We start from the raw sequence: 18,902 nt of genomic DNA on the forward strand, positions 1-18,902 counted from the left end.
ATTTAATTTATTTAGCATTTATATAAGGGGGAGGTTATTTGAGTTACTTCAATAAAGAACGCAATCATGCGCCAAAATCTAAGAAAAAATTTAAAATGCCGCACATCTATGTCATTTTATTTATTTTTGGTGTAATCGCTACGCTTGCTACTTATATTGTTCCATCAGGTGAATTTAAGAGAATTAAGGGGCCTGAAGGCAGAGAAATGGTGGATGCTGATTCATTTCACTACATTACTTCTGCACCAGTAAGCATTGTAGACTTTATATCGATTATTCCTAGAGGACTCATTGAAGCTGGGGAAATTGTATTCTTTACATTAATTATTGGTGGCATGTTCATGGTACTTAGAAGAACGGGTATCATTGAAATTGCTGTTGATAACTTAGCGCGTCGGTTTATTTATAAAAGTATATTTATTATTCCTGTGTTAACTACAGTATTTGCTATTGTAGCTACTTTAATTGGTACCGCAGAATTATCGCTAGTTTATATTCCTGTCATCATTCCACTCATCATCGCTTTAGGATATGATTCTATAACTGCCACAGCGATTGCTCTTTGTGGAACAGTTGTGGGGTTTACAGTAGGTGTACTTAACCCTATCAACACGGGATTAGCACAAAAGCTTTCTGGTATCCCTGTATTCTCAGGTATCGGTTTAAGAATCGTCTTATTTATCGTAGTGTTAGCAATCACAATTATTTTCATTATGCGTTATGCTAGAAAGATTCAAAAACAACCTACTTTAAGCTCCGTATATGAGGATGACTCAGAAAAAAGAGAGCTGTATCAACACATTACAGAACATGCACCATCTAAAGCTACAACAAGACAAAAGTGGGGCATCGCTGTTATCTTTGCCTTCTTAATTATCTTAGTATACGGCGTCACTACCCAAGGTTGGTTCATGATAGAAATGGCTGGTTTATTTATATTCATGGGCGTCATCGTCGGATACGTTTCTGGTCTATCAATGCAAACGATTTGCGAAGCATTCAATGATGGCTTTAAGGATGTACTCATGGGTGCAATCATCGTTGGCCTTGCACGTTCCATTGCTGTAGTTCTTGAAGACGGCAAGATTATGGATACCATCGTTCATGGACTTGGTTCAGCTATTGATGGTACTACACCAACCATTGCAGTCATCGGCATGTATGCAGTACAGATGTTGATCAACTTCATAATCTCTTCTGGTAGTGGTCAAGCATTGGTTACAATGCCAATTATGGCTCCTTTATCTGATATGCTTGGCATCACTAGACAAACTGCTGTCTTAGCTTTCCAACTTGGTGATGGCTTCACACACATATTTTATCCTACGAGTGGTTATTTTATGGCAGCATTAGCCATAGGTGGCGTTTCTTATACTAAATGGATCCGCTTCTTCTTCCCACTCTTTATAATATGGGCAATTATTTCTATTATTACATTAATGATTGCACAACTTAGTGGATGGTCTTAAATAGCTTTTTATAAGATAGTACTATCTTAAAAATATAATACTCAAGACTAAGTCAGAAATTACATATACTATGATACTTATCGCAAAACAGTAAGCCTAAAATTAACACCATGCATAGAAGATAGAAGCGATGCTTAACAATCTATATGTCTTTTTGTGACAATGTTTAATTTTGAGGGAACAAGAGATAAACTTATTACGAGTTTCTCCTGTTCCCTTCATTATTGTAGGAGTTAAATCACACTACATTAAAGATTTTTATACCATGAGCTACTTTATTGGTAATCAATGATTACCAAAATCAATTTCAAAGCCTAAATCTTCTATCATCTTATAATCTAATTTATTCGGCTGACCACCTGTAATAAGATAATCTCCCACGAATATTGAATTTGCAGCTTTTAAAGCTAGTGGTTGTAGCGAGCGTAAATTAACCTCTCTACCTCCTGCAATTCTAATTTCTTTAGATGGATTTATAATTCTAAATAACGCTATAATCCGTAAACATTTCATTGGTGTTAACTCATCCATGTCTCCAAACTTTGTTCCTTTAATAGGATGTAGAAAATTTATAGGAATACTGTCTGCATCTATTGCTTTTAATGCAAACGCCATATCTATAATGTCTTGATTAGATTCCCCCATACCACAAATCACTCCGGAACATGGCGATATATGGTTTTTCTTCATGATTTCTATCGTATCTGTTCTATTTTTATATGTATGCGTAGTTACTACTTCCTCATGATAATTTTCACTCGTATTAATATTATGATTATATCTATCCACGCCAGCTTGTTTTAGTTTTTTAGCTTGTTCATCATTTGTTAACCCTAAACACGCACATATCTTAAGTTGAGGATGTTTTGCCTTAATTTCTTCTACTGATTTACTTATATGATCTATTTCTTTGTTACTAGGTCCTCTACCACTCATTACAATGCAGTACGTACCTATGTCATGTTCATGTGCCACTTCAGCCCCTTTAAGAATTTGTTCTTCTGGAACTAATGCGTACCTTTGTTTTTGCTTCATATCTCTAGATTGCCCACAATAACCACAATTTTCTGGGCATATACCACTTTTTGCATTTAAAATCATGTTCAATTTCACTTTTTTTCCATAATAGTGCTTTCTTAAAATATAAGCTTCATTTAACAAATCTAATGTATCCACACTCGCGTCTTCATATACATCCAGTAACATTTCTTTAGTTAACTGCTTTCCTTGTAAAATACTTTGAGCTAATTTCATATATACATCCCCTTTTAAAATATGAATTAAATATTATTTTTAAATTTCTACTTAATTCATCATAAAACTAATCCACACTAAATGTAAACCTTTTAAATATTTTAGTTTACATTAAGCCCGCATTAATTCAATATACTTCATATTCCTCTCTATTTACTAAGGTAAAAGGACAATCTTTTTACACTAAATATTTGAATGTTTTTAAATGCTGAATGATATAATTATAGTAATTTACATATTATTACGCAGGAGGTAACCATGAGTTTAGCTGAAACTTTATTTACGACGGGAGAATTCTCTGAATTATGTAGTGTGAAAAAGCAGACACTTTTCCATTATGATGAAATTGGTATTTTAAAGCCTCAATATAGGAATGACAAAGGCTATCGATTTTACACTTTAAAACAATTAGAAATATTTAGTGTGATTGATATATTGAAGGGGCTTGGTTTATCGCTTACTGAAATAAAGGAATTTTTAGATATTCGATCACTACCTAAAACAATTAATTTGTTAGCTGACAAAGAACAAGAAATAGATTTGAAAATCCAACAATTAAAACAACAAAAGCTAACCATACAAAATAAAAAGCGTTATTTATACGAGTCTTACAAAGCCGACTTTTCTTCTATAGCTATTGTAACGTTACCAACACAATACTATTTGTTAAGTGATACTATCGGCGACGTAACACTTAAATCTTCATCGCATAAACTCATGTCGTTTATTAATTTTATAAAGCATAATCACCTAGACTCTGGTTATCCTATTGGTGTCATCATTGCTAAAAATAATATTCAAAACGATAAATACACTGTGTTTAATAATTTTTATATTCAAGTAGAACAAAATATTAAGCAGTCACATTTTACTAGAGACAAAGGACAATACATTATTGCCTATCATGAAGGCCCTGATGAAACGTTATACAAAACACATAAAAAAATTAAAGATTATCTAATAAACACTGGATTTAAAATGATTGGTGATAGCTTTGAAGAATATGTTGTTGATGAAATCAGTACTAATGGGCCCGATAAATATGTCACAAAAATTTCTATAGCAGTCGAACAAATTTAACACTTTCTGCTTTGTATAAAAACTTACAAAACCATGCTTGACTATCTGGTTACCGTATAGTTTATATTTTTATATATGGAAAGTAGGTGACCGTTATGAATATAAAAAAATGGATAATCTTATGTTTGGTTTCTAGTGCATTATTTTTAATCGTGATTGACATGACAGTTTTATATACTGCTCTGCCGTTGCTAACACATGATTTAGAAGCAACAGCTACACAAAAATTATGGATTGTTAATGCCTATGCTTTAGTAGTTGCAGGATTACTACCCGGTCTTGGTACATTGGGAGATTATGTAGGCTATAAAAAAATGTTTTTACTTGGTTTGGCTATTTTTGGTGGCGCTTCATTACTAGCAGCAATTGCTACGACGCCAACTGTATTAATATTGGCTAGAGTGTTATTAGCTATAGGCGCTGCTACAATGATGCCGTCAACACTATCAATCATAAAATTAACATTCAAAGATTACCAAGAACGTGCATTAGCACTTGGTATTTGGTCGGCAATTACCGCAGCTGGTGCGGGTTTAGGGCCTGTAATAGGTGGTCTATTATTAGAGAAATTTTCATGGCCATCTGTATTTATTATCAATATACCTGTTGTGATTATCGTCTTAATTATTTCTTATATTTTAATACCTCAATACCCTACAAACAAAGATGGTACTTGGGATTTTATAAGCTCATTCCAAATCATGGTAGGACTGATTACAGTAGTATTTGCAATCAAAGAATTAGCTAAACCAGATCATAATTCAGCAGTATTATTCGGTGCTTTCACTATTGGACTCATTGCTATATTGATGTTCATTAGAAGACAAAATAGATTAAAATTCCCATTAATCAATTTAGCAATCTTTAAAAACACATACTTTACAGGTGGTACTATTGTTGCTATTACAACTTCCTTTATATTGATGGGATTTGAATATATTCTTTCTCAAAGGCTACAACTTGTTTTAGGCTTAACACCATTAAATGCTGGGTTAACAATAATGATGATGGCCTTAGCCTCACTGGTAGGCGCAATTTTAATTGGGGTCATATTAACTAAATTTGGCACATTAAAACTACAATGGGTAACATTACTACTTGCCTTTATTGGCATATCAGCATTTTATTGGGTTTTAGATGCACATTTAGCCATACAAATTGTTACTTTAATCATCATTGGACTTGGTTTAGGTGGCGCAATGACGCTAGCATCTAACGCTATTATGTCAAATGCGGATGATAAGCATTCTGGTATGGCCGCTTCTATTGAAGAAGTGTCATTTGAATTTGGTGGATCATTAGGCATCGCTATTTTAGGTGGATTATTCTCTGTTTTCTACAGTTTATTCTTTAATTTTAATAGTAATTCTATTGATTTATCTAAGGCAAAAGGAAGTTTAGATGAGACATTGATTCAAGCAGAACAACTTCCTTTATCTATCAGTAATAAACTTATCGAGGCTGGCAAAGCAGCATATGACGATGCCTTTTCGCTCATTATTATTATAAGTATTTTGTCGCTAGCATTCACCATTATCTTATTAATATGGATGGACTTAAAACATAAGCGACTACCTGAATAAATAAACGTATAAAAAGCAGATGAAACGTTCAATCTATGAACACTTCATCTGTTTTATTCTTGTTGTTATATCATTGTTAAACATAATCCTAGTTGTCAAACTAAACTACAACCGTATAGAAATTATCTATACTTTAAATCTTACGATAACCATTCTGGTTTACTAGACCCTCTAGGAATTAACGTAGTATGGTAATGACCAGGTGTTTCTGACATTATAACTTGGTCAGTCACACCGATATAATGTCCGAGTGGTGTCTCAGCCTCAAATTGGTCAGGAGCGACAATTGCATGCGTATCTGTCGTATTAAAAACATCATTTACATATGATTTTTCAAAAATACCTAATGACATTAAATAGAGAGAAACGCGACTCAAATTAACCTGAACTCTATAACTGCCGCCTTCTTTCGCTCTTCTTTCTAACGCTTTAATTGCTCCAGTTTCTAACAACCATGATATAACATAATCATTCACAACCACGATTGGTGGTAACTTAGGTTGGTCTTCTGTACCCTCTAATGCCATAACACCTGTAGCGCTTCCGGCAGTTTGATCGAAACCATTTCTATCTGACCATGGTCCTTGATCACCATAACAATTAACTGAACAATGAATAATTCCGGGTCTTTTTTCGGCAAGTTCATAAGGTGTTAAATGTCTCTCTTGCATGAAACCATATCTTTTATTCATGAAAAAGATATCTGCTGATTTTAATAGGTCATCAAATTTTTGTTGATGTTCAGTTGAATGATCGATATCTAAATAGGTTGATCTCATGCCGATATGTGAAGTTAATAATAACGTTTCCTCTTCTAGCTCAGAAGGTCTCCAAACATTTAACACATCTGCACCATGTAAAGCTAAACCTCTTCCTAAACCAGCACCAGCAATTACATGTCCCATGCCTAACGCACGGATGCCATCCAATGGTTGTTGAGGGTTTTCACTGAAACTCTCGGGTTCTGACTCACCAATTTTCTCTATCGTAACAAGTGGTTCTTTAGCGATATATTCAAACTGTTCTTCTTGCATAAATTCAGGCAATGTTCTTACCATAGGCATGACGACACCTTTTTCTGCAGCAGCTTCTTCCAAATCTTTGGCGTCCCACTGTTTAATCGCATGAGCGACAGACTGTTTGTTTGGTAATGCTTTGATGAGTTCAAGCGTATGTCTATGTGAACTTGGATAAGGATTTAATGGCATCACCCATCGATTATCTTTTGTTTGATAAAAACTAAACCGTGTTGGATTATTTGGAAAATATTGCTGTTTAGCAGGAAAGCCATTTAATGTTTCCCATTTTCTTTCATAAAAAGGAGATAAACGTTTCAATGCCTTTCTTATATCTACATAAATATCCTGCCCATTACCTCCCCTGTTTTGCCATAAGGAAGCAAGCGCAACGGATTTGGCGGCTAAGCCTAAACCAGCTAATGAAGCAATTCTTAGTGTACTAGGTTGTATTGGATCCTTACCATAGAATGTAACTTCCCCACCAGCATCCGCAGTTGAATAGCCAATGTCATTTAACAATGTCTCTAACTCAGAATTAATATCAAAATCATCGTCTTTATTTATACGATTCCGATAATTGTGTAGCAACACTGTTTTTAAATCTTCATTTAGCATTTCTTTTCCTTCTTTCTCAATAGCTTTATTTCATTATAGTTATTTCGTTATACTCATTAAAGTAAGCGAAAGTTCAAAAATATACACTTTGTTTATAATTGTTTATTTTTAAGGAGTGTTTTTTTATTTATACAAATAAGCGAAATAAAACCAAAAAAAGCATTACAGCTTCAGCGTTGTCATTATTAGAACAACGCACTTTAACTGACATTACAATATCTGATATATGCAACGAGGCTCATATCACACGTGCCACATTCTATAAATACTATAAAAATATTGATATGTTATACAACAATATTAAAACACAAACACTCAACGAATTATTTGGTAACCCTTATGTCTTCTTTAATAAGCATCAAAACATTTTAGATGCTCAATTGTACTTAGCAAACCAAGTTTTTCATTATATTATTCATCATCGCTATTTATTCAAAACTTTAATACTGAAAGACACTAGATTCAATTTAGACATGTATAACTATTTTAAAGAAAACTATATTAACTTTTTAAGCAATACTATTATTAATAACCACAATTTAGAAATTGATGATCAATTTTTATGTACTTATATAGCTTCAGCTTATACCGGCATCATCTATGAGTGGGTACTTTCTGATTTTGAAATGTCACCTATTGATTTAACACATAGCATGATTTTTATAAATTCAAATGGTCCCATAAGTGTTTTAGAAAAGTAAAATTTATTGAAATTTCAAATAATAATAACGTTAAATTATTTTCTAAGTATTTAAGCAAAATGATTGAATCCCGATTAAAACGGTAGTATTATCACCTAATGTCAGTTTGAAATTCACTTCACAAAAACTGGACTACGAATATAAAAGACTAAGAGGAGTGTAATTATGTTCAATCAAACAAAACAATATATCAACGGTGAATGGGTAGAGAGTCACAGCAACGAAACAATGGATGTTATCAATCCAGCAACAGAAGAAGCTTTTGGTAAAATTGCTAAAGGTAATGCTCAAGACGTTGAAGATGCGGTTAACGCTGCAGATAACGTTTATTTAGAATTCCGTAATACTTCAGTAGAATACCGTCAAAACTTACTTAACGATATCGTTAAAGAATACGAAAATCGTAAAGAAGATTTAATCAAAGCGATGACTTTAGAGCTTGGTACACCAGTTACAGCATCTGAAAATGTCCACTACGAAATGGGATTATCACATTTTAAAGCAGCAAGAGATGCTTTAGATAACTTTAATTTTAGAGAGCGTAGAGGCAATAATATCGTTATAAAAGAAGCAATCGGTGTAGCAGGATTAATTACACCTTGGAACTTCCCTACAAATCAAACTGCTTTGAAATTAGCAGGTGCATTTGCAGCAGGTAGCAGCGTAGTCTTAAAACCATCAGAAGAAACACCATTTGCTGCAATTATCTTAGCAGAAATTTTTGATAAAGTAGGTGTGCCAAAAGGTGTCTTCAACTTAGTAAATGGCGATGGCCTTGGTGTAGGTAACCCAATCTCTGAAAATGAAAAAATTAGAATGGTATCTTTCACTGGCTCTGGTAATACTGGTAGTAAAATCATGGAAAAAGCAAGTAAAGATTTTAAAAAAGTATCACTTGAATTAGGTGGTAAATCACCTTATGTCATCTTAGAAGATGCTGATTTAGACAAAGCTGCAGATGCAGCAGTCCATAAAGTAGTTGGCAATTCAGGACAAGTTTGTATTGCCGGCTCAAGAACGCTTGTTCCAGAATCAATCAAAGATCAATTTATTGAAAAAGTAAAAGAAAAAATGAGTGCAATCAAAGTTGGCGACCCACAGGATGCAACAGTAGAGATGGGACCAGTCATTAACAGTAAACAATTTAACCAAATCCAAGAATTTATTAAAATTGGTGCACAAGAAGGCGCAACAATTGAATTAGGTGGAGAAGGTAAACCTGAAGGACTAGAAACAGGCTACTTCATTAAACCAACTATTTTCTCAAATGTAGATAATCATATGACTATCGCTCAAGAAGAAATATTTGGACCAGTAATGTCTATTATTACTTACAGCGATGTTGATGAAGCAATCAAAATTGCAAATGATACAAAATATGGTTTAGCTGCATACGTGTATGGTTCAGATATGGATACTTTACAAAAAGTAGCTACTGCATTTGAAGCAGGCGTTATTGAAATTAATGAATACCCAAGAAGCGCTGATATGCCATTTGGTGGTTATAAACAATCTGGTATCGGTAGAGAATGGGGAGACTATGGTATTGAAGAATTCTTAGAAGTTAAATCAATTTCTGGCTTCTTTCAATAAATAATAGTAATAACTGTACGATAACCAACTGATTAATATTAATAATGAAGCACTAATTAAATACACTTCCATTTAAATGTAATAAACCCCAAAAGCTGAACTTATAATTCAACTTTTGGGGTTCTTATATTTTATATACTATTACAATTATTTTCACACCATACTAAGTCAAAATATTTTTAATCACTTTTACTATCCCACCCATTATATTAACCAATATATCTAGTATTATAGTAAATATGCTTTCTTTACTCTCTCTACTTAACTTTCTTTTTCTTTGATTACACATTACCTTCACAACCTTATTCAAAGATTCCAAATTGATTTAACTATGTCATCATTAATAGCTATAAACCTTTATTTATAGAAAAAGAGTGAATGCTTATTTTTTATAGACCGTTCTTTTAGGGTTCGGACCGTATTGGTTATCTTCTTTTTGCCCTTTTGAACAACAAACAACTAATGCAACAATTGCAATAACCAGATAAATAACCCCAACTATAATTAATACAATATCCACCACAGGATTATCCATGGTCGTAATATCTGTGTCCATCAATCTATTTATATCTTCTAAAAAAGTAACTAAAAAAATCAAAATAGGAATTAACATCGTCATACCTACATCATGAAACCTTCTAACTGTGACAGTAAACATAGCAATTATGACTAATATATATATGACCCAAGCAATTATTTCCTCTATTATGGTTGGAATTGGTGCAATATATAAAAACAAACTAATTACAGTGTAAAGTAGCATATTCATTAACATAGGATACCAATATGCTTTTCTTCGTGATCTACCTGTAACATTTAAGGCATTAACCCAAAATAACTTATAGTAATGTAACATCAATTTGCACCCCTTCGTATTTTCAACTCAATATGTTGAAAGACTACCCACAATAATAAACATACAAAATATCATAAATTAGCAATTAAAACCCAATAATAAAATGTTAACAAAAAACTGATTTTACATTATGATTAAAATTTTTATTTGTATTTGATTGATTTTTATTAAGTTGTTTTAATATATTGTAGCACGTGTTATGCTTTTAAAAAAGAACACTTAGGAGGCAATATACATATGGAAACATCTAAATTACCCTTAGCTCAACATTTTTCAAATTTACGAGCTAATCCTAAATGGGCATTAAAACTACTTATCGCTGTTGTCGTTGTGGTACTATCTACCATAATTAGCAATAGTCTAATTGACTATGACACATTACTTAAAGATACTGGTTTAAGTGGACAAGAGCTTGAACAAACAAAAACTATAGGACAAATTTCTGGCCTCATTGGAGGCATTGTTGGTGGTATCATCGTCATCGGTATTCTATTTGTTATTTTCTTATTAATTTCAAAAATTATGAAATCTGATGCTAGTGCTAAATCTATTTTTTCAGCTACATTAAGCTATACAGTTATCACTAGTGTAATTGGACTTATCGTAATTTTTATCCAATGGATTGCAGGCTTGTCACCAACGGACTATGTCATAACAAGTCTCAATATCTTTGATAAAGGCAACAGCTTTCTTGCTGCATTCAACTTACAAACACTTATTGGCGCTTATGTATTTGGCGTAATGCTCTTAGCTACAAATCGTTTTTCTAAAAAATCAGCACTTATTTGGTCAATTGTCTATTTACTTATCTTAGTAGGCTTTGCATTAATTGGCGCTTCTTTCCAATAATTATTGAATCAGTAACTTTTAAAATTAGAAATTTTCAAGTGTTATTTGAGCTGTAACGCATGCATAATTAACACTTGCGACCTATGCGGACTTACTAACTCTATAGTACCTATACAAAAAGGAACCCAAGGCGTAAATAAACGTCTCGAGTTCCTTTTTAATTATTTTAATTTTAAAATCATCATAAAATACTTGTAATAAATAAGATGCTGGCAATTATAAATAATACTCCTGCCACTTTAGACTTTCTTATATAAGCTATACCGATAGATACTAAGAATATCGTTTGAAAGATAATCTGTGCATTATTTGTAAAATAAATAACTTCAAAAAGACCTAAGCCATTAATGACAATAAAAATAATTGCAATAATGATAAATATAATCTCATAAATTTTGAAATCTTTATTTATACTCAAATAAAAATCTCCTTTATAAATTTATATTTTATACATGATGACGCCAGAAAAAGAAACTTGTAATAATAACTACAAAACCTTTAATAAAAGTGACAAACGATTTTGTTTAATAACTGAACTACTTATTCTTTTCTGCTTCTCTTAATTCAATACGTCTAATCTTACCTGAGTTTGTTTTAGGTAAGTCTTCTACAAACTCTATAGCACGTGGGTATTTGTATGGTGCGACGTCTTGTTTTACATAATCTTGAAGTGTTTTGACTGTATCATCCGTTGCTGATATACCCTCTTGCAAGATAACAAAGGCTTTAACGATATTCCCTCTGATTTCATGTGGGCTAGCAACTACAGCACATTCTTTTACAAATTCATGTTTTGTAAGGGAGTCTTCTACTTCAAAAGGTCCAATTGTATACCCAGAACTAATGATAATGTCATCTTTACGTCCTTCAAACCAGAAATAACCATCCTCATCTAATTTGGCTAAGTCACCTGTGATATAATAATCACCTACTCTAGGTTCAGCAGTTCGTTCAGGGTCTTTATAATAACCTTTGAATAACGCCGGTAAGTCTAACGGCACTGCTATATTGCCCACTTCACCTATTTCGGCTAGTTCACCGTCATCATTAATGACAGTAACATGACTACCAGGAATTGCTTTACCCATAGATCCTGGACGGCTTTCTGTATCTTTTAAGAAACCAATTAATAAAGTACTCTCCGTTTGTCCATAACCATCTCTAACTGTAAGATTAAAATTAGTTTGGAATTTTTCTACAACTTCTCTATTTAAAGGTTCACCTGCAGAAACTGCGCTATGCAAGTATTCTAAATTATAGTCTGTTAGGTTAGGTAGTTTTGCCATTAAACGATATTCAGTAGGCGTACAACAAAGGACATTAATTTTATAATTTTGGAGTAATTCTAAGTATTTTTCAGCGTTAAATTTGCCGTTATAAACAAATGCCGTTGCTCCTGACCCCATAATTGATAAAAATGGACTCCATACCCATTTTTGCCAACCAGGCGCTGCAGTAGCCCATGCAATATCGTCTTCTTTGATACTCAACCAATGTTTAGGCGCCATTTGCATATGCGCATAACCCCATCCATGTGAATGTACCACAGCTTTTGGATTACCTGTTGTACCAGACGTGTATGATAATAAGGCAACATCATCTTTAGATGTGTCGACAATTTGTAATTGATCTGCTTCTTTGGCTGATTCTGAATCGACCGTATACCAATCATCATACACTCCACCAACAATAAATTTTGTTAATGTGTTATATTCTTTGACTGCTTTAAATTCATCAATGCTCTCAGCAGTTACTACGATAGCTTTGACCTCTCCATGTGAAATTCTATATTGTAAATCTTTTGTACGTAACATTTCAGAACTTGGAATAACGACAATGCCCAATTTCAAAGCAGCGATGTAAATTTCATACGTTTCAATAGAACGTGGCATCATTACAAGTACTTTGTCACCTTTTTGTAAGCCATGTTTTAAAAACATATTACCGACTTGGTTAGCATTTTTCACCAATTGATCATATGTGATTGAATAGGTTTCGCCCTCAGCATTTTCAAAAATAATAGCTTTTTTATTTTCATCAGCTGCATATTTTTCTATTTCGCTAACGATATTATACGTATCTGGAGCGACTAAATCTTTTTTATTCATTCTTAACTCTCCTTTAATTCTAAATCTATAATTATCGTATTTACGTATGCAAACGCCAACCATAGATCATACTTTCGTTAATACAAAGTAACCCTATTACTCAACAACATCACAATTCTAATCCTTATTTATCTAAAAAGATACAATTATGACTTTAATAATATGAATACATTCCTATTGTAATATGCTAATAATTATACTTAAAGCCTAATCAAATTTGCGATGTACTTGATTTTTAAAATATGGCTAATTCTGAAATAACTTTGACATTTAGGATATATCTCATGTAGTATTTCTAGCATACAGTTGTAAAATGTTATCGAAAACGAGGTTAGAACACAAATATATGGCGTAACCTCGAAAATGATGCTTATTTCAGCACATTATATTTATATTCACTTCCAAATATCCTACTATAATTTTCTATTTTCATAAGTTTTATTGATGAAATTTATTTTTCACAGTTCAATATTTAGCTTTAACTTGTTCTTAGTGATATAATATAAAACTGTGTAATTTTTAATGAAAGAAGTGATACGATTGAGTTCAAATGATACTTTCCATGTTGAAAAAAGAATCCCCTTATTTATTGTGCTACTATCTGGGGCATTTATTACGATTTTGAACCAAACGTTACTTGGTACGGCCTTACCGCCAATTATGAAAGATCTCCAAGTAACTGAAAGCACTGTACAATGGTTACAGTCTATATTTATGCTTATAAATGGGATAATGATTCCAGTAACAGCATTTTTAATTGAAAGATATACATCGAGGCAATTATTCTTAACTGCCATGAGCATCTTTGCCGCTGGTACATTACTTTGTGCAGTAGGCATAGACTTTTCAATGCTACTTATCGGACGCGTCCTGCAAGCAGCAGGTGCTGGTATTATGATGCCATTGATGCAAACAATTCTATTCTTAACTTTTCCTAAAGAAAAACGTGGTACCGCAATGGGCCTCTTTGGTCTCGTTATTGCATTCGCACCCGCTATTGGTCCGACTTTATCAGGTGTATTAGTAGAACATCTATCATGGAGAAGTGTCTTCTATGTGGTATTCCCTATCGCAATTATTATTATTATTGCTTCAATTTTCTTATTGAAAAATGTAACCGAGACTTCACATCCAAAATTAGATACACCGTCAGTAATTTTATCTACATTAGGGTTTGGTGGACTATTATATAGTTTCAGCTCTGTAGGTGAAGCAGGATGGAGCAGCGTACAATTCATAGCACCACTAATCGTAGGTATTGTTTCATTAATTGTATTCATACGTCGTCAATTGAAACTAAAAGAACCTATGCTTGAATTTAGAGTGTTTAGCTACAATATATATACATTAGGTACAGTATTAAGTATGTTTGTATTCGGCGTGTTAATTGCTACAAATATTATCTTGCCACTATATATGCAGAATATGTTACAGTTCTCTGCGTTAGAATCTGGTCTTGTATTACTGCCAGGAGCAGTAGTTATGGGTCTTATGAACCCACTTACAGGCTATTTATTCGATAAATTCGGTGGAACTTGGTTAGCTCGTATCGGGTTACTTATATTAGTAGTATCTTCCATACCGTTTACTGTGCTAACAGCGCATACTAGTTTTACTTACCTGGCAATATCTAATGCCTTACGTATGATTTCTATCGCAATGGTTATGATGCCTATGACGACGTTAGCTATTAACCAGTTACCAAATCATCTCATTGCACATGGTACTGCAATGAACAATACTTTCAGACAAATGGCAGGTGCTATTGGTACAGCCTTATTTATCACATTAATGTCTATATCAGCTAATCCAAGTGATGGCGTTGAAGGTATCATCCATGGTGTAAACGTGACATTTATGGTTGCAACTGGTATTTCAGTAGTTGCGTTGATCTTATCAGCTAAACTTTCCGACGATAGTAAACCAGCTCGTAGAACGTTATAAGATTTAATCATTTAAAACATGGATAAAAAATAACACTTTCGAAAAGTTCACTGCACATTGAACTTTTTGAAAGTGTTTTATTTTGCAAAATAATAGATTACAACAAAATACATAATCAACATAACTAATTCGCATGCGTTGAGCGTATTAACTTTATTAAGCCTTAGCAGATAATCTATTAATCGCAATCTCACCTAATGATTTTGCAGATACCAAGAGTGCATGTTCATTAACTTCAAACTTAGGATGATGATTCATATAAGGATCTTCTATATGTTCTGGCTTACAACCTACAATGAAAAATGTCCCTGGTATTTCTTTTAAATAATAAGCAAAGTCTTCTGAACCTGAAACTGCAGGAATTTCAACTAAATGTTTAAAATAGTCTCCCTGACTAGTTGATAAAATGTCTGTTACCGCTTGTGTTTGATCAGGATGGTTGTATAAGACTGGATAACCAAATTGATAATCTAAGTCATACGTAATATCGAATCCTACTGCGACACTTTTTGCGACTTTCTCAATTTCTTCATACATAAATTGTTCTAAATCATCATTAAGATAACGTGCAGTACCTTTAATCGTCACTTTATCTTGAATAACATTAGCGCCACCTGGTGCATCAAAAGAACCAACAGTAACAACACCCATCTCTGAAGGATCAATACGTCTAGACACAATTGTTTGAAGCGTATTTACAAAGTTTGTTCCCGCTACTAAGGCATCGTGTGTCTTATGTGGGCTTGCAGCATGTCCACCTAATCCTTTAATTGTTAATGTGAACGTTGAGCTTCCAGCAAAAGCATTGCCTGTATTATAACCAATTACATCTGGACCAGCGACTGGCACAACATGGATACCATATATCTCATCTAAATCACTTAACGCACCTGATGCCATAATTTGCTGTGCGCCACCTGGAGGCATTTCTTCCGCATGTTGATGGATAATTTTAATGGTGCCTGGCAGTTCATCTTTGATATCAATTAGTGCGTCCGCTAAACCTAGTAAATAAGCTGTATGCGCATCATGACCACAAGCATGCATTATACCTTCGTTCGTTGATTTAAAAGGGACATCCGCTTCTTCATGTATAGGTAACGCATCAAAATCTGCACGCAAACCTATCGTATTACCAGGGTATTGGCCTTTGATTTCTACAATAACTGCATTACTCTCAGCAACCGGTTGCGTGACTACTACATCTTTATCCTTATAAAAAGCTTTGATATACTCTGCTGTAGCATTTTCTTGGAAAGACAACTCAGGGTGTTGATGCAAATAACGACGATGCTGAACCATGTCAGCTTCCTTCTGTTCTAACTTCTCAAATAATTTTTCTTTCACATTCATGAACATTCACTTCTTTCGATTGAATTTTAAAACATATCACTCATTAATAATTTTAAATTCCAAAGCTTATTAATTCAAACATAAAATAACATTTTATAAAATTCCTAGTTATTTCCAATCGAATTTAGTGAAATTAAATACTAAAACAAACATATTTTCATTTTCACATTTTATTAACTTATTTTAATTCCTTAAGAAACTTTAAGTTCTGCTGTCGTTTCTTTTTTATGAATGATATACATCATAGCACTAGCAATGATTACCATTCCAAAGCCAAAATATGGTGTCATTGTAATACCGAAATGATTTAGTACAAACCCACCAATAACAGATCCTAATGTGATTCCAATATTAAATGAAGCAATGTTTAAACTTGATGCGAAATTCGTTGTCGCTTTGTTTCTACGTTCAGCAAAAAGTACTACAATCAGTTGTAGTCCTGGTACATTCATAAAAGCAAATAAACCCATAAGTAATACGATTAATGTGCCTAATACGTGATGCGTAACGGTTATACCTACAAGTAATAAGACTAGTGCTTGTACTAAAAATATACCTATCAGCACTTTAGTGGGCTGATTATTTGTTAATTTACCGCCTAGTGTATTCCCGATTGCAACCATTACGCCATAGATAACTAATAAAACTACAACGGCATCTTCACTATAATTTAATACATCTGTAAGCATGGTCGTCAAATAAGTGTAAACGACAAATGTTCCACCATAACCTAATGCTGTAATTAAATAAATCATCATCAAAGATTTATTTTTAAATACAGTTAATTGTTCTAACATTGAAGCTTGTTCATATTCATTAAGATCTTTAGGAACAGTAAATACGTTAACGATTAAACTGATTAAACCAATTAGCGCAATTGTAATAAACGAAACTTCCCAACCAAATTGTTGGCCAATCCATGTTCCTAGAGGCACACCGGTAATAGTTGCAACAGTCAATCCCGTAAACATCATTGCAATAGCGCTTGAACGTTTGTCAGGTGTTACTAAATCACTGGCAATAGCAGTCGCTATAGACATAAATACGCCATGCATTAATGCAGACAGTATACGCATAGCCAACAACATACTCAAAGTTGTAGCAAAAGCAGCGAGTGCATTTGCGATAATAAATATTAACATAATACCTATAAGCAAATGCTTGCGTTTCATTCTATTAGTTAATGGAGTAAGTAATGGCGCACCAATCGTTACACCTACTGCGTATAATGAAACAGTTAAACCAGCCAAAGAAATAGTTGTATTAAATGCATCTTTAATTAACGGTAATAAACCAACACTAATAAACTCCGTCATACCAATTGCAAAAGCTGACATCGCTAAAGCCAAAATAGCAAATTTATTTCTCTTCATAAGTTATTTTCTCTCCTTAATTTTGTTGATTGTGTTACTATATATCACACATGCAAGAAGAGGAAGTACGCACTTTAAAGTAATATAGGTACCTTTTAGTACCTATAAGGAGGAAATCATATGAGTAAAACATACAATATAGGCGTTGAAGCTACAATTGACGTCATTGGTGGTAAATGGAAGCCGGTCATACTATGTCACTTGCAAAATAATGGCTTAATGCGAACTTCTGCATTAAAACGAGCGATACCAACTATTACTCAAAAAATGTTAACCCAGCAATTACGTGAATTAGAGAAAGACGGTATTATCAATCGTATCGTTTACGACCAAGTTCCGCCGAAAGTTGAATATGAACTTTCTGAATATGGTCAAACACTTGGTAATATTTTATCTTCTTTATGTTATTGGGGAGAATTTCACGTAGAAAAAATGTATGAACAAGGTGAACCTGTCACATTAAACCAACAAGACTTTATTAATATTCCAAATGCCTAATCAAACGATTCAACTCGGGCTTCAAGCGCTTCAAACAAATTTCTAAGGATAGCAATTAAACATTTTGGACCAATTAATGATGAATTATTACAGTAGAGGAGTATTGAAAAATTATGAAACTTGATGAATTTGAAATAGATGATGTGTTTACTACACCTCCTAATAAGATAAGTGAGAAAGATATTATCAACTTTGCCCAAGAATTCGACCCACAATATATGCATTTGGATAAAGAAAAAGCTGCACAAGGTAGATTCAATGGCATCATTGCCTCAGGTATACACACATTGTCCATTTCATTCAAATTATGGATCGAAGCAGGTAAGTATGGTGAAGATGTAATCGCAGGTACACATATGAATCATATTAAATTTATCAAGCCCGTATATCCTGAAGATGAACTTCACACAAAAATAAAAGTATTGAAAAAACAAGCCACGAAACGCGACCAAGGTCTACTCACTGTATTATTATCGACATTTAACCAATACGAAGATAAAGTGTTTGAAGGAGAACTGACAGCATTAATGAGACGTTAATGCTATTGAGGCATTAATAGCTTACTAATCATATACTTAGCTACAACATATCCAAAAGGCTAAATAAT

Annotated in this window: 16 protein-coding genes and 1 pseudogene; 10 read left to right on the forward strand and 7 right to left on the reverse strand. The window is 33.2% G+C overall.

All coding sequences use genetic code 11. The features are described from left to right. Nucleotides 1-38 precede the first annotated feature (38 nt). Nucleotides 39-1,469 carry a YfcC family protein gene (locus LG295_RS13220; RefSeq protein WP_107557815.1) on the forward strand — a complete coding sequence of 477 codons (1,431 nt, stop codon included), beginning with the start codon at nt 39-41 and terminating at the stop codon, nt 1,467-1,469. A gap of 285 nt (nt 1,470-1,754) precedes the next feature. On the opposite strand, the gene bioB is transcribed toward LG295_RS13220, so the two are convergent. After that, entirely contained in the window at nt 1,755-2,723 is a 969-nt protein-coding gene (gene bioB / locus LG295_RS13225; RefSeq protein WP_318832448.1) for a biotin synthase BioB, read from the reverse strand. 258 nt (nt 2,724-2,981) lie between these two features. On the opposite strand from bioB, the gene LG295_RS13230 reads away from it, so the two are divergent. Together LG295_RS13230 and LG295_RS13235 are read left to right on the forward strand one after the other, a co-directional pair. Next, the gene (locus LG295_RS13230; RefSeq protein WP_404476034.1) at nt 2,982-3,803 is read left to right on the forward strand and encodes a MerR family transcriptional regulator; all 822 of its coding nucleotides are present in this window, start codon (nt 2,982-2,984) and stop codon (nt 3,801-3,803) included. Between the two features lie 95 nt (nt 3,804-3,898). Further along, nucleotides 3,899-5,386 (forward strand): MFS transporter, encoded by a 1,488-nt coding sequence (locus tag LG295_RS13235; protein WP_318832449.1) that lies wholly within the window; start codon nt 3,899-3,901, stop codon nt 5,384-5,386. Nucleotides 5,387-5,526: 140 nt separating this feature from the next. Here LG295_RS13235 and LG295_RS13240 read toward each other — a convergent pair whose 3' ends face one another. Continuing rightward, a complete protein-coding gene (locus tag LG295_RS13240) occupies nt 5,527-7,020 on the reverse strand; it encodes a CoA transferase (protein ID WP_107557820.1) in 1,494 nt (497 codons plus the stop codon). Between the two features lie 98 nt (nt 7,021-7,118). Here LG295_RS13240 and LG295_RS13245 point away from each other — a divergent pair. The 3 genes and pseudogenes from LG295_RS13245 to LG295_RS13255 form a co-directional block, all read left to right on the forward strand. Further along, nucleotides 7,119-7,301: pseudogene (locus tag LG295_RS13245) on the forward strand (TetR/AcrR family transcriptional regulator); the annotation flags it as partial. A gap of 3 nt (nt 7,302-7,304) precedes the next feature. Further along, nucleotides 7,305-7,721 carry a TetR-like C-terminal domain-containing protein gene (locus tag LG295_RS13250; protein ID WP_325999206.1) on the forward strand — a complete coding sequence of 139 codons (417 nt, stop codon included), beginning with the start codon at nt 7,305-7,307 and terminating at the stop codon, nt 7,719-7,721. 165 nt (nt 7,722-7,886) lie between these two features. Beyond that, entirely contained in the window at nt 7,887-9,314 is a 1,428-nt protein-coding gene (locus LG295_RS13255; RefSeq protein ID WP_404476036.1) for an aldehyde dehydrogenase family protein, read from the forward strand. 382 nt (nt 9,315-9,696) lie between these two features. Here the strand turns inward: LG295_RS13255 and LG295_RS13260 are convergent, their stop codons facing one another. Beyond that, nucleotides 9,697-10,170: a DUF805 domain-containing protein gene (locus LG295_RS13260; RefSeq protein ID WP_404476038.1), complete on the reverse strand. Its 474-nt coding sequence runs from the start codon at nt 10,168-10,170 to the stop codon at nt 9,697-9,699. Between the two features lie 237 nt (nt 10,171-10,407). On the opposite strand from LG295_RS13260, the gene LG295_RS13265 reads away from it, so the two are divergent. Beyond that, complete coding sequence (locus LG295_RS13265) at nt 10,408-11,019, forward strand: YIP1 family protein (protein WP_404476039.1); 612 nt, start codon at nt 10,408-10,410, stop codon at nt 11,017-11,019. A gap of 181 nt (nt 11,020-11,200) precedes the next feature. On the opposite strand, the gene LG295_RS13270 is transcribed toward LG295_RS13265, so the two are convergent. Both LG295_RS13270 and mbcS read right to left on the reverse strand, forming a co-directional pair. Beyond that, nucleotides 11,201-11,437: a hypothetical protein gene (locus LG295_RS13270; RefSeq protein WP_107530283.1), complete on the reverse strand. Its 237-nt coding sequence runs from the start codon at nt 11,435-11,437 to the stop codon at nt 11,201-11,203. A 118-nt stretch (nt 11,438-11,555) separates the two neighbouring features. Continuing rightward, nucleotides 11,556-13,127: an acyl-CoA synthetase MbcS gene (gene mbcS / locus LG295_RS13275; protein ID WP_326028789.1), complete on the reverse strand. Its 1,572-nt coding sequence runs from the start codon at nt 13,125-13,127 to the stop codon at nt 11,556-11,558. 522 nt (nt 13,128-13,649) lie between these two features. On the opposite strand from mbcS, the gene LG295_RS13280 reads away from it, so the two are divergent. Continuing rightward, nucleotides 13,650-15,071, forward strand: coding sequence for an MDR family MFS transporter (locus LG295_RS13280; RefSeq protein ID WP_107530288.1), 1,422 nt, complete (start codon nt 13,650-13,652; stop codon nt 15,069-15,071). 156 nt (nt 15,072-15,227) lie between these two features. Here LG295_RS13280 and LG295_RS13285 read toward each other — a convergent pair whose 3' ends face one another. Beyond that, entirely contained in the window at nt 15,228-16,424 is a 1,197-nt protein-coding gene (locus LG295_RS13285; protein ID WP_404476041.1) for an amidohydrolase, read from the reverse strand. A 191-nt stretch (nt 16,425-16,615) separates the two neighbouring features. After that, entirely contained in the window at nt 16,616-17,797 is a 1,182-nt protein-coding gene (locus tag LG295_RS13290) for an MFS transporter (RefSeq protein WP_404476043.1), read from the reverse strand. A 120-nt stretch (nt 17,798-17,917) separates the two neighbouring features. Between LG295_RS13290 and LG295_RS13295 the strand changes: the two genes are divergently transcribed. Both LG295_RS13295 and LG295_RS13300 read left to right on the forward strand, forming a co-directional pair. Continuing rightward, a complete protein-coding gene (locus LG295_RS13295) occupies nt 17,918-18,295 on the forward strand; it encodes a helix-turn-helix domain-containing protein (protein ID WP_107554678.1) in 378 nt (125 codons plus the stop codon). Nucleotides 18,296-18,408: 113 nt separating this feature from the next. Further along, nucleotides 18,409-18,834 carry a MaoC family dehydratase gene (locus LG295_RS13300; RefSeq protein WP_404476044.1) on the forward strand — a complete coding sequence of 142 codons (426 nt, stop codon included), beginning with the start codon at nt 18,409-18,411 and terminating at the stop codon, nt 18,832-18,834. Nucleotides 18,835-18,902: the final 68 nt, after the last annotated feature.

This window comes from Staphylococcus pseudoxylosus (assembly GCF_044794325.1).
In the GTDB taxonomy this organism is placed as follows: domain Bacteria; phylum Bacillota; class Bacilli; order Staphylococcales; family Staphylococcaceae; genus Staphylococcus; species Staphylococcus pseudoxylosus.

Excerpts from the sequence above, each read along its gene's own strand:
- bioB (WP_318832448.1), bottom strand. The coding sequence starts at position 2,723 with ATGAAATTAGCTCAAAGTATTTTACAAGGAAAGCAGTTAACTAAAGAA.
- LG295_RS13230 (WP_404476034.1), top strand. The coding sequence starts at position 2,982 with ATGAGTTTAGCTGAAACTTTATTTACGACGGGAGAATTCTCTGAATTA.
- LG295_RS13235 (WP_318832449.1), top strand. The coding sequence starts at position 3,899 with ATGAATATAAAAAAATGGATAATCTTATGTTTGGTTTCTAGTGCATTA.
- LG295_RS13240 (WP_107557820.1), bottom strand. The coding sequence starts at position 7,020 with ATGCTAAATGAAGATTTAAAAACAGTGTTGCTACACAATTATCGGAAT.
- LG295_RS13250 (WP_325999206.1), top strand. The coding sequence starts at position 7,305 with ATGTTATACAACAATATTAAAACACAAACACTCAACGAATTATTTGGT.
- LG295_RS13255 (WP_404476036.1), top strand. The coding sequence starts at position 7,887 with ATGTTCAATCAAACAAAACAATATATCAACGGTGAATGGGTAGAGAGT.
- LG295_RS13260 (WP_404476038.1), bottom strand. The coding sequence starts at position 10,170 with ATGTTACATTACTATAAGTTATTTTGGGTTAATGCCTTAAATGTTACA.
- LG295_RS13265 (WP_404476039.1), top strand. The coding sequence starts at position 10,408 with ATGGAAACATCTAAATTACCCTTAGCTCAACATTTTTCAAATTTACGA.
- mbcS (WP_326028789.1), bottom strand. The coding sequence starts at position 13,127 with ATGAATAAAAAAGATTTAGTCGCTCCAGATACGTATAATATCGTTAGC.
- LG295_RS13280 (WP_107530288.1), top strand. The coding sequence starts at position 13,650 with ATGAAAGAAGTGATACGATTGAGTTCAAATGATACTTTCCATGTTGAA.
- LG295_RS13285 (WP_404476041.1), bottom strand. The coding sequence starts at position 16,424 with ATGAATGTGAAAGAAAAATTATTTGAGAAGTTAGAACAGAAGGAAGCT.
- LG295_RS13290 (WP_404476043.1), bottom strand. The coding sequence starts at position 17,797 with ATGAAGAGAAATAAATTTGCTATTTTGGCTTTAGCGATGTCAGCTTTT.
- LG295_RS13295 (WP_107554678.1), top strand. The coding sequence starts at position 17,918 with ATGAGTAAAACATACAATATAGGCGTTGAAGCTACAATTGACGTCATT.
- LG295_RS13300 (WP_404476044.1), top strand. The coding sequence starts at position 18,409 with ATGAAACTTGATGAATTTGAAATAGATGATGTGTTTACTACACCTCCT.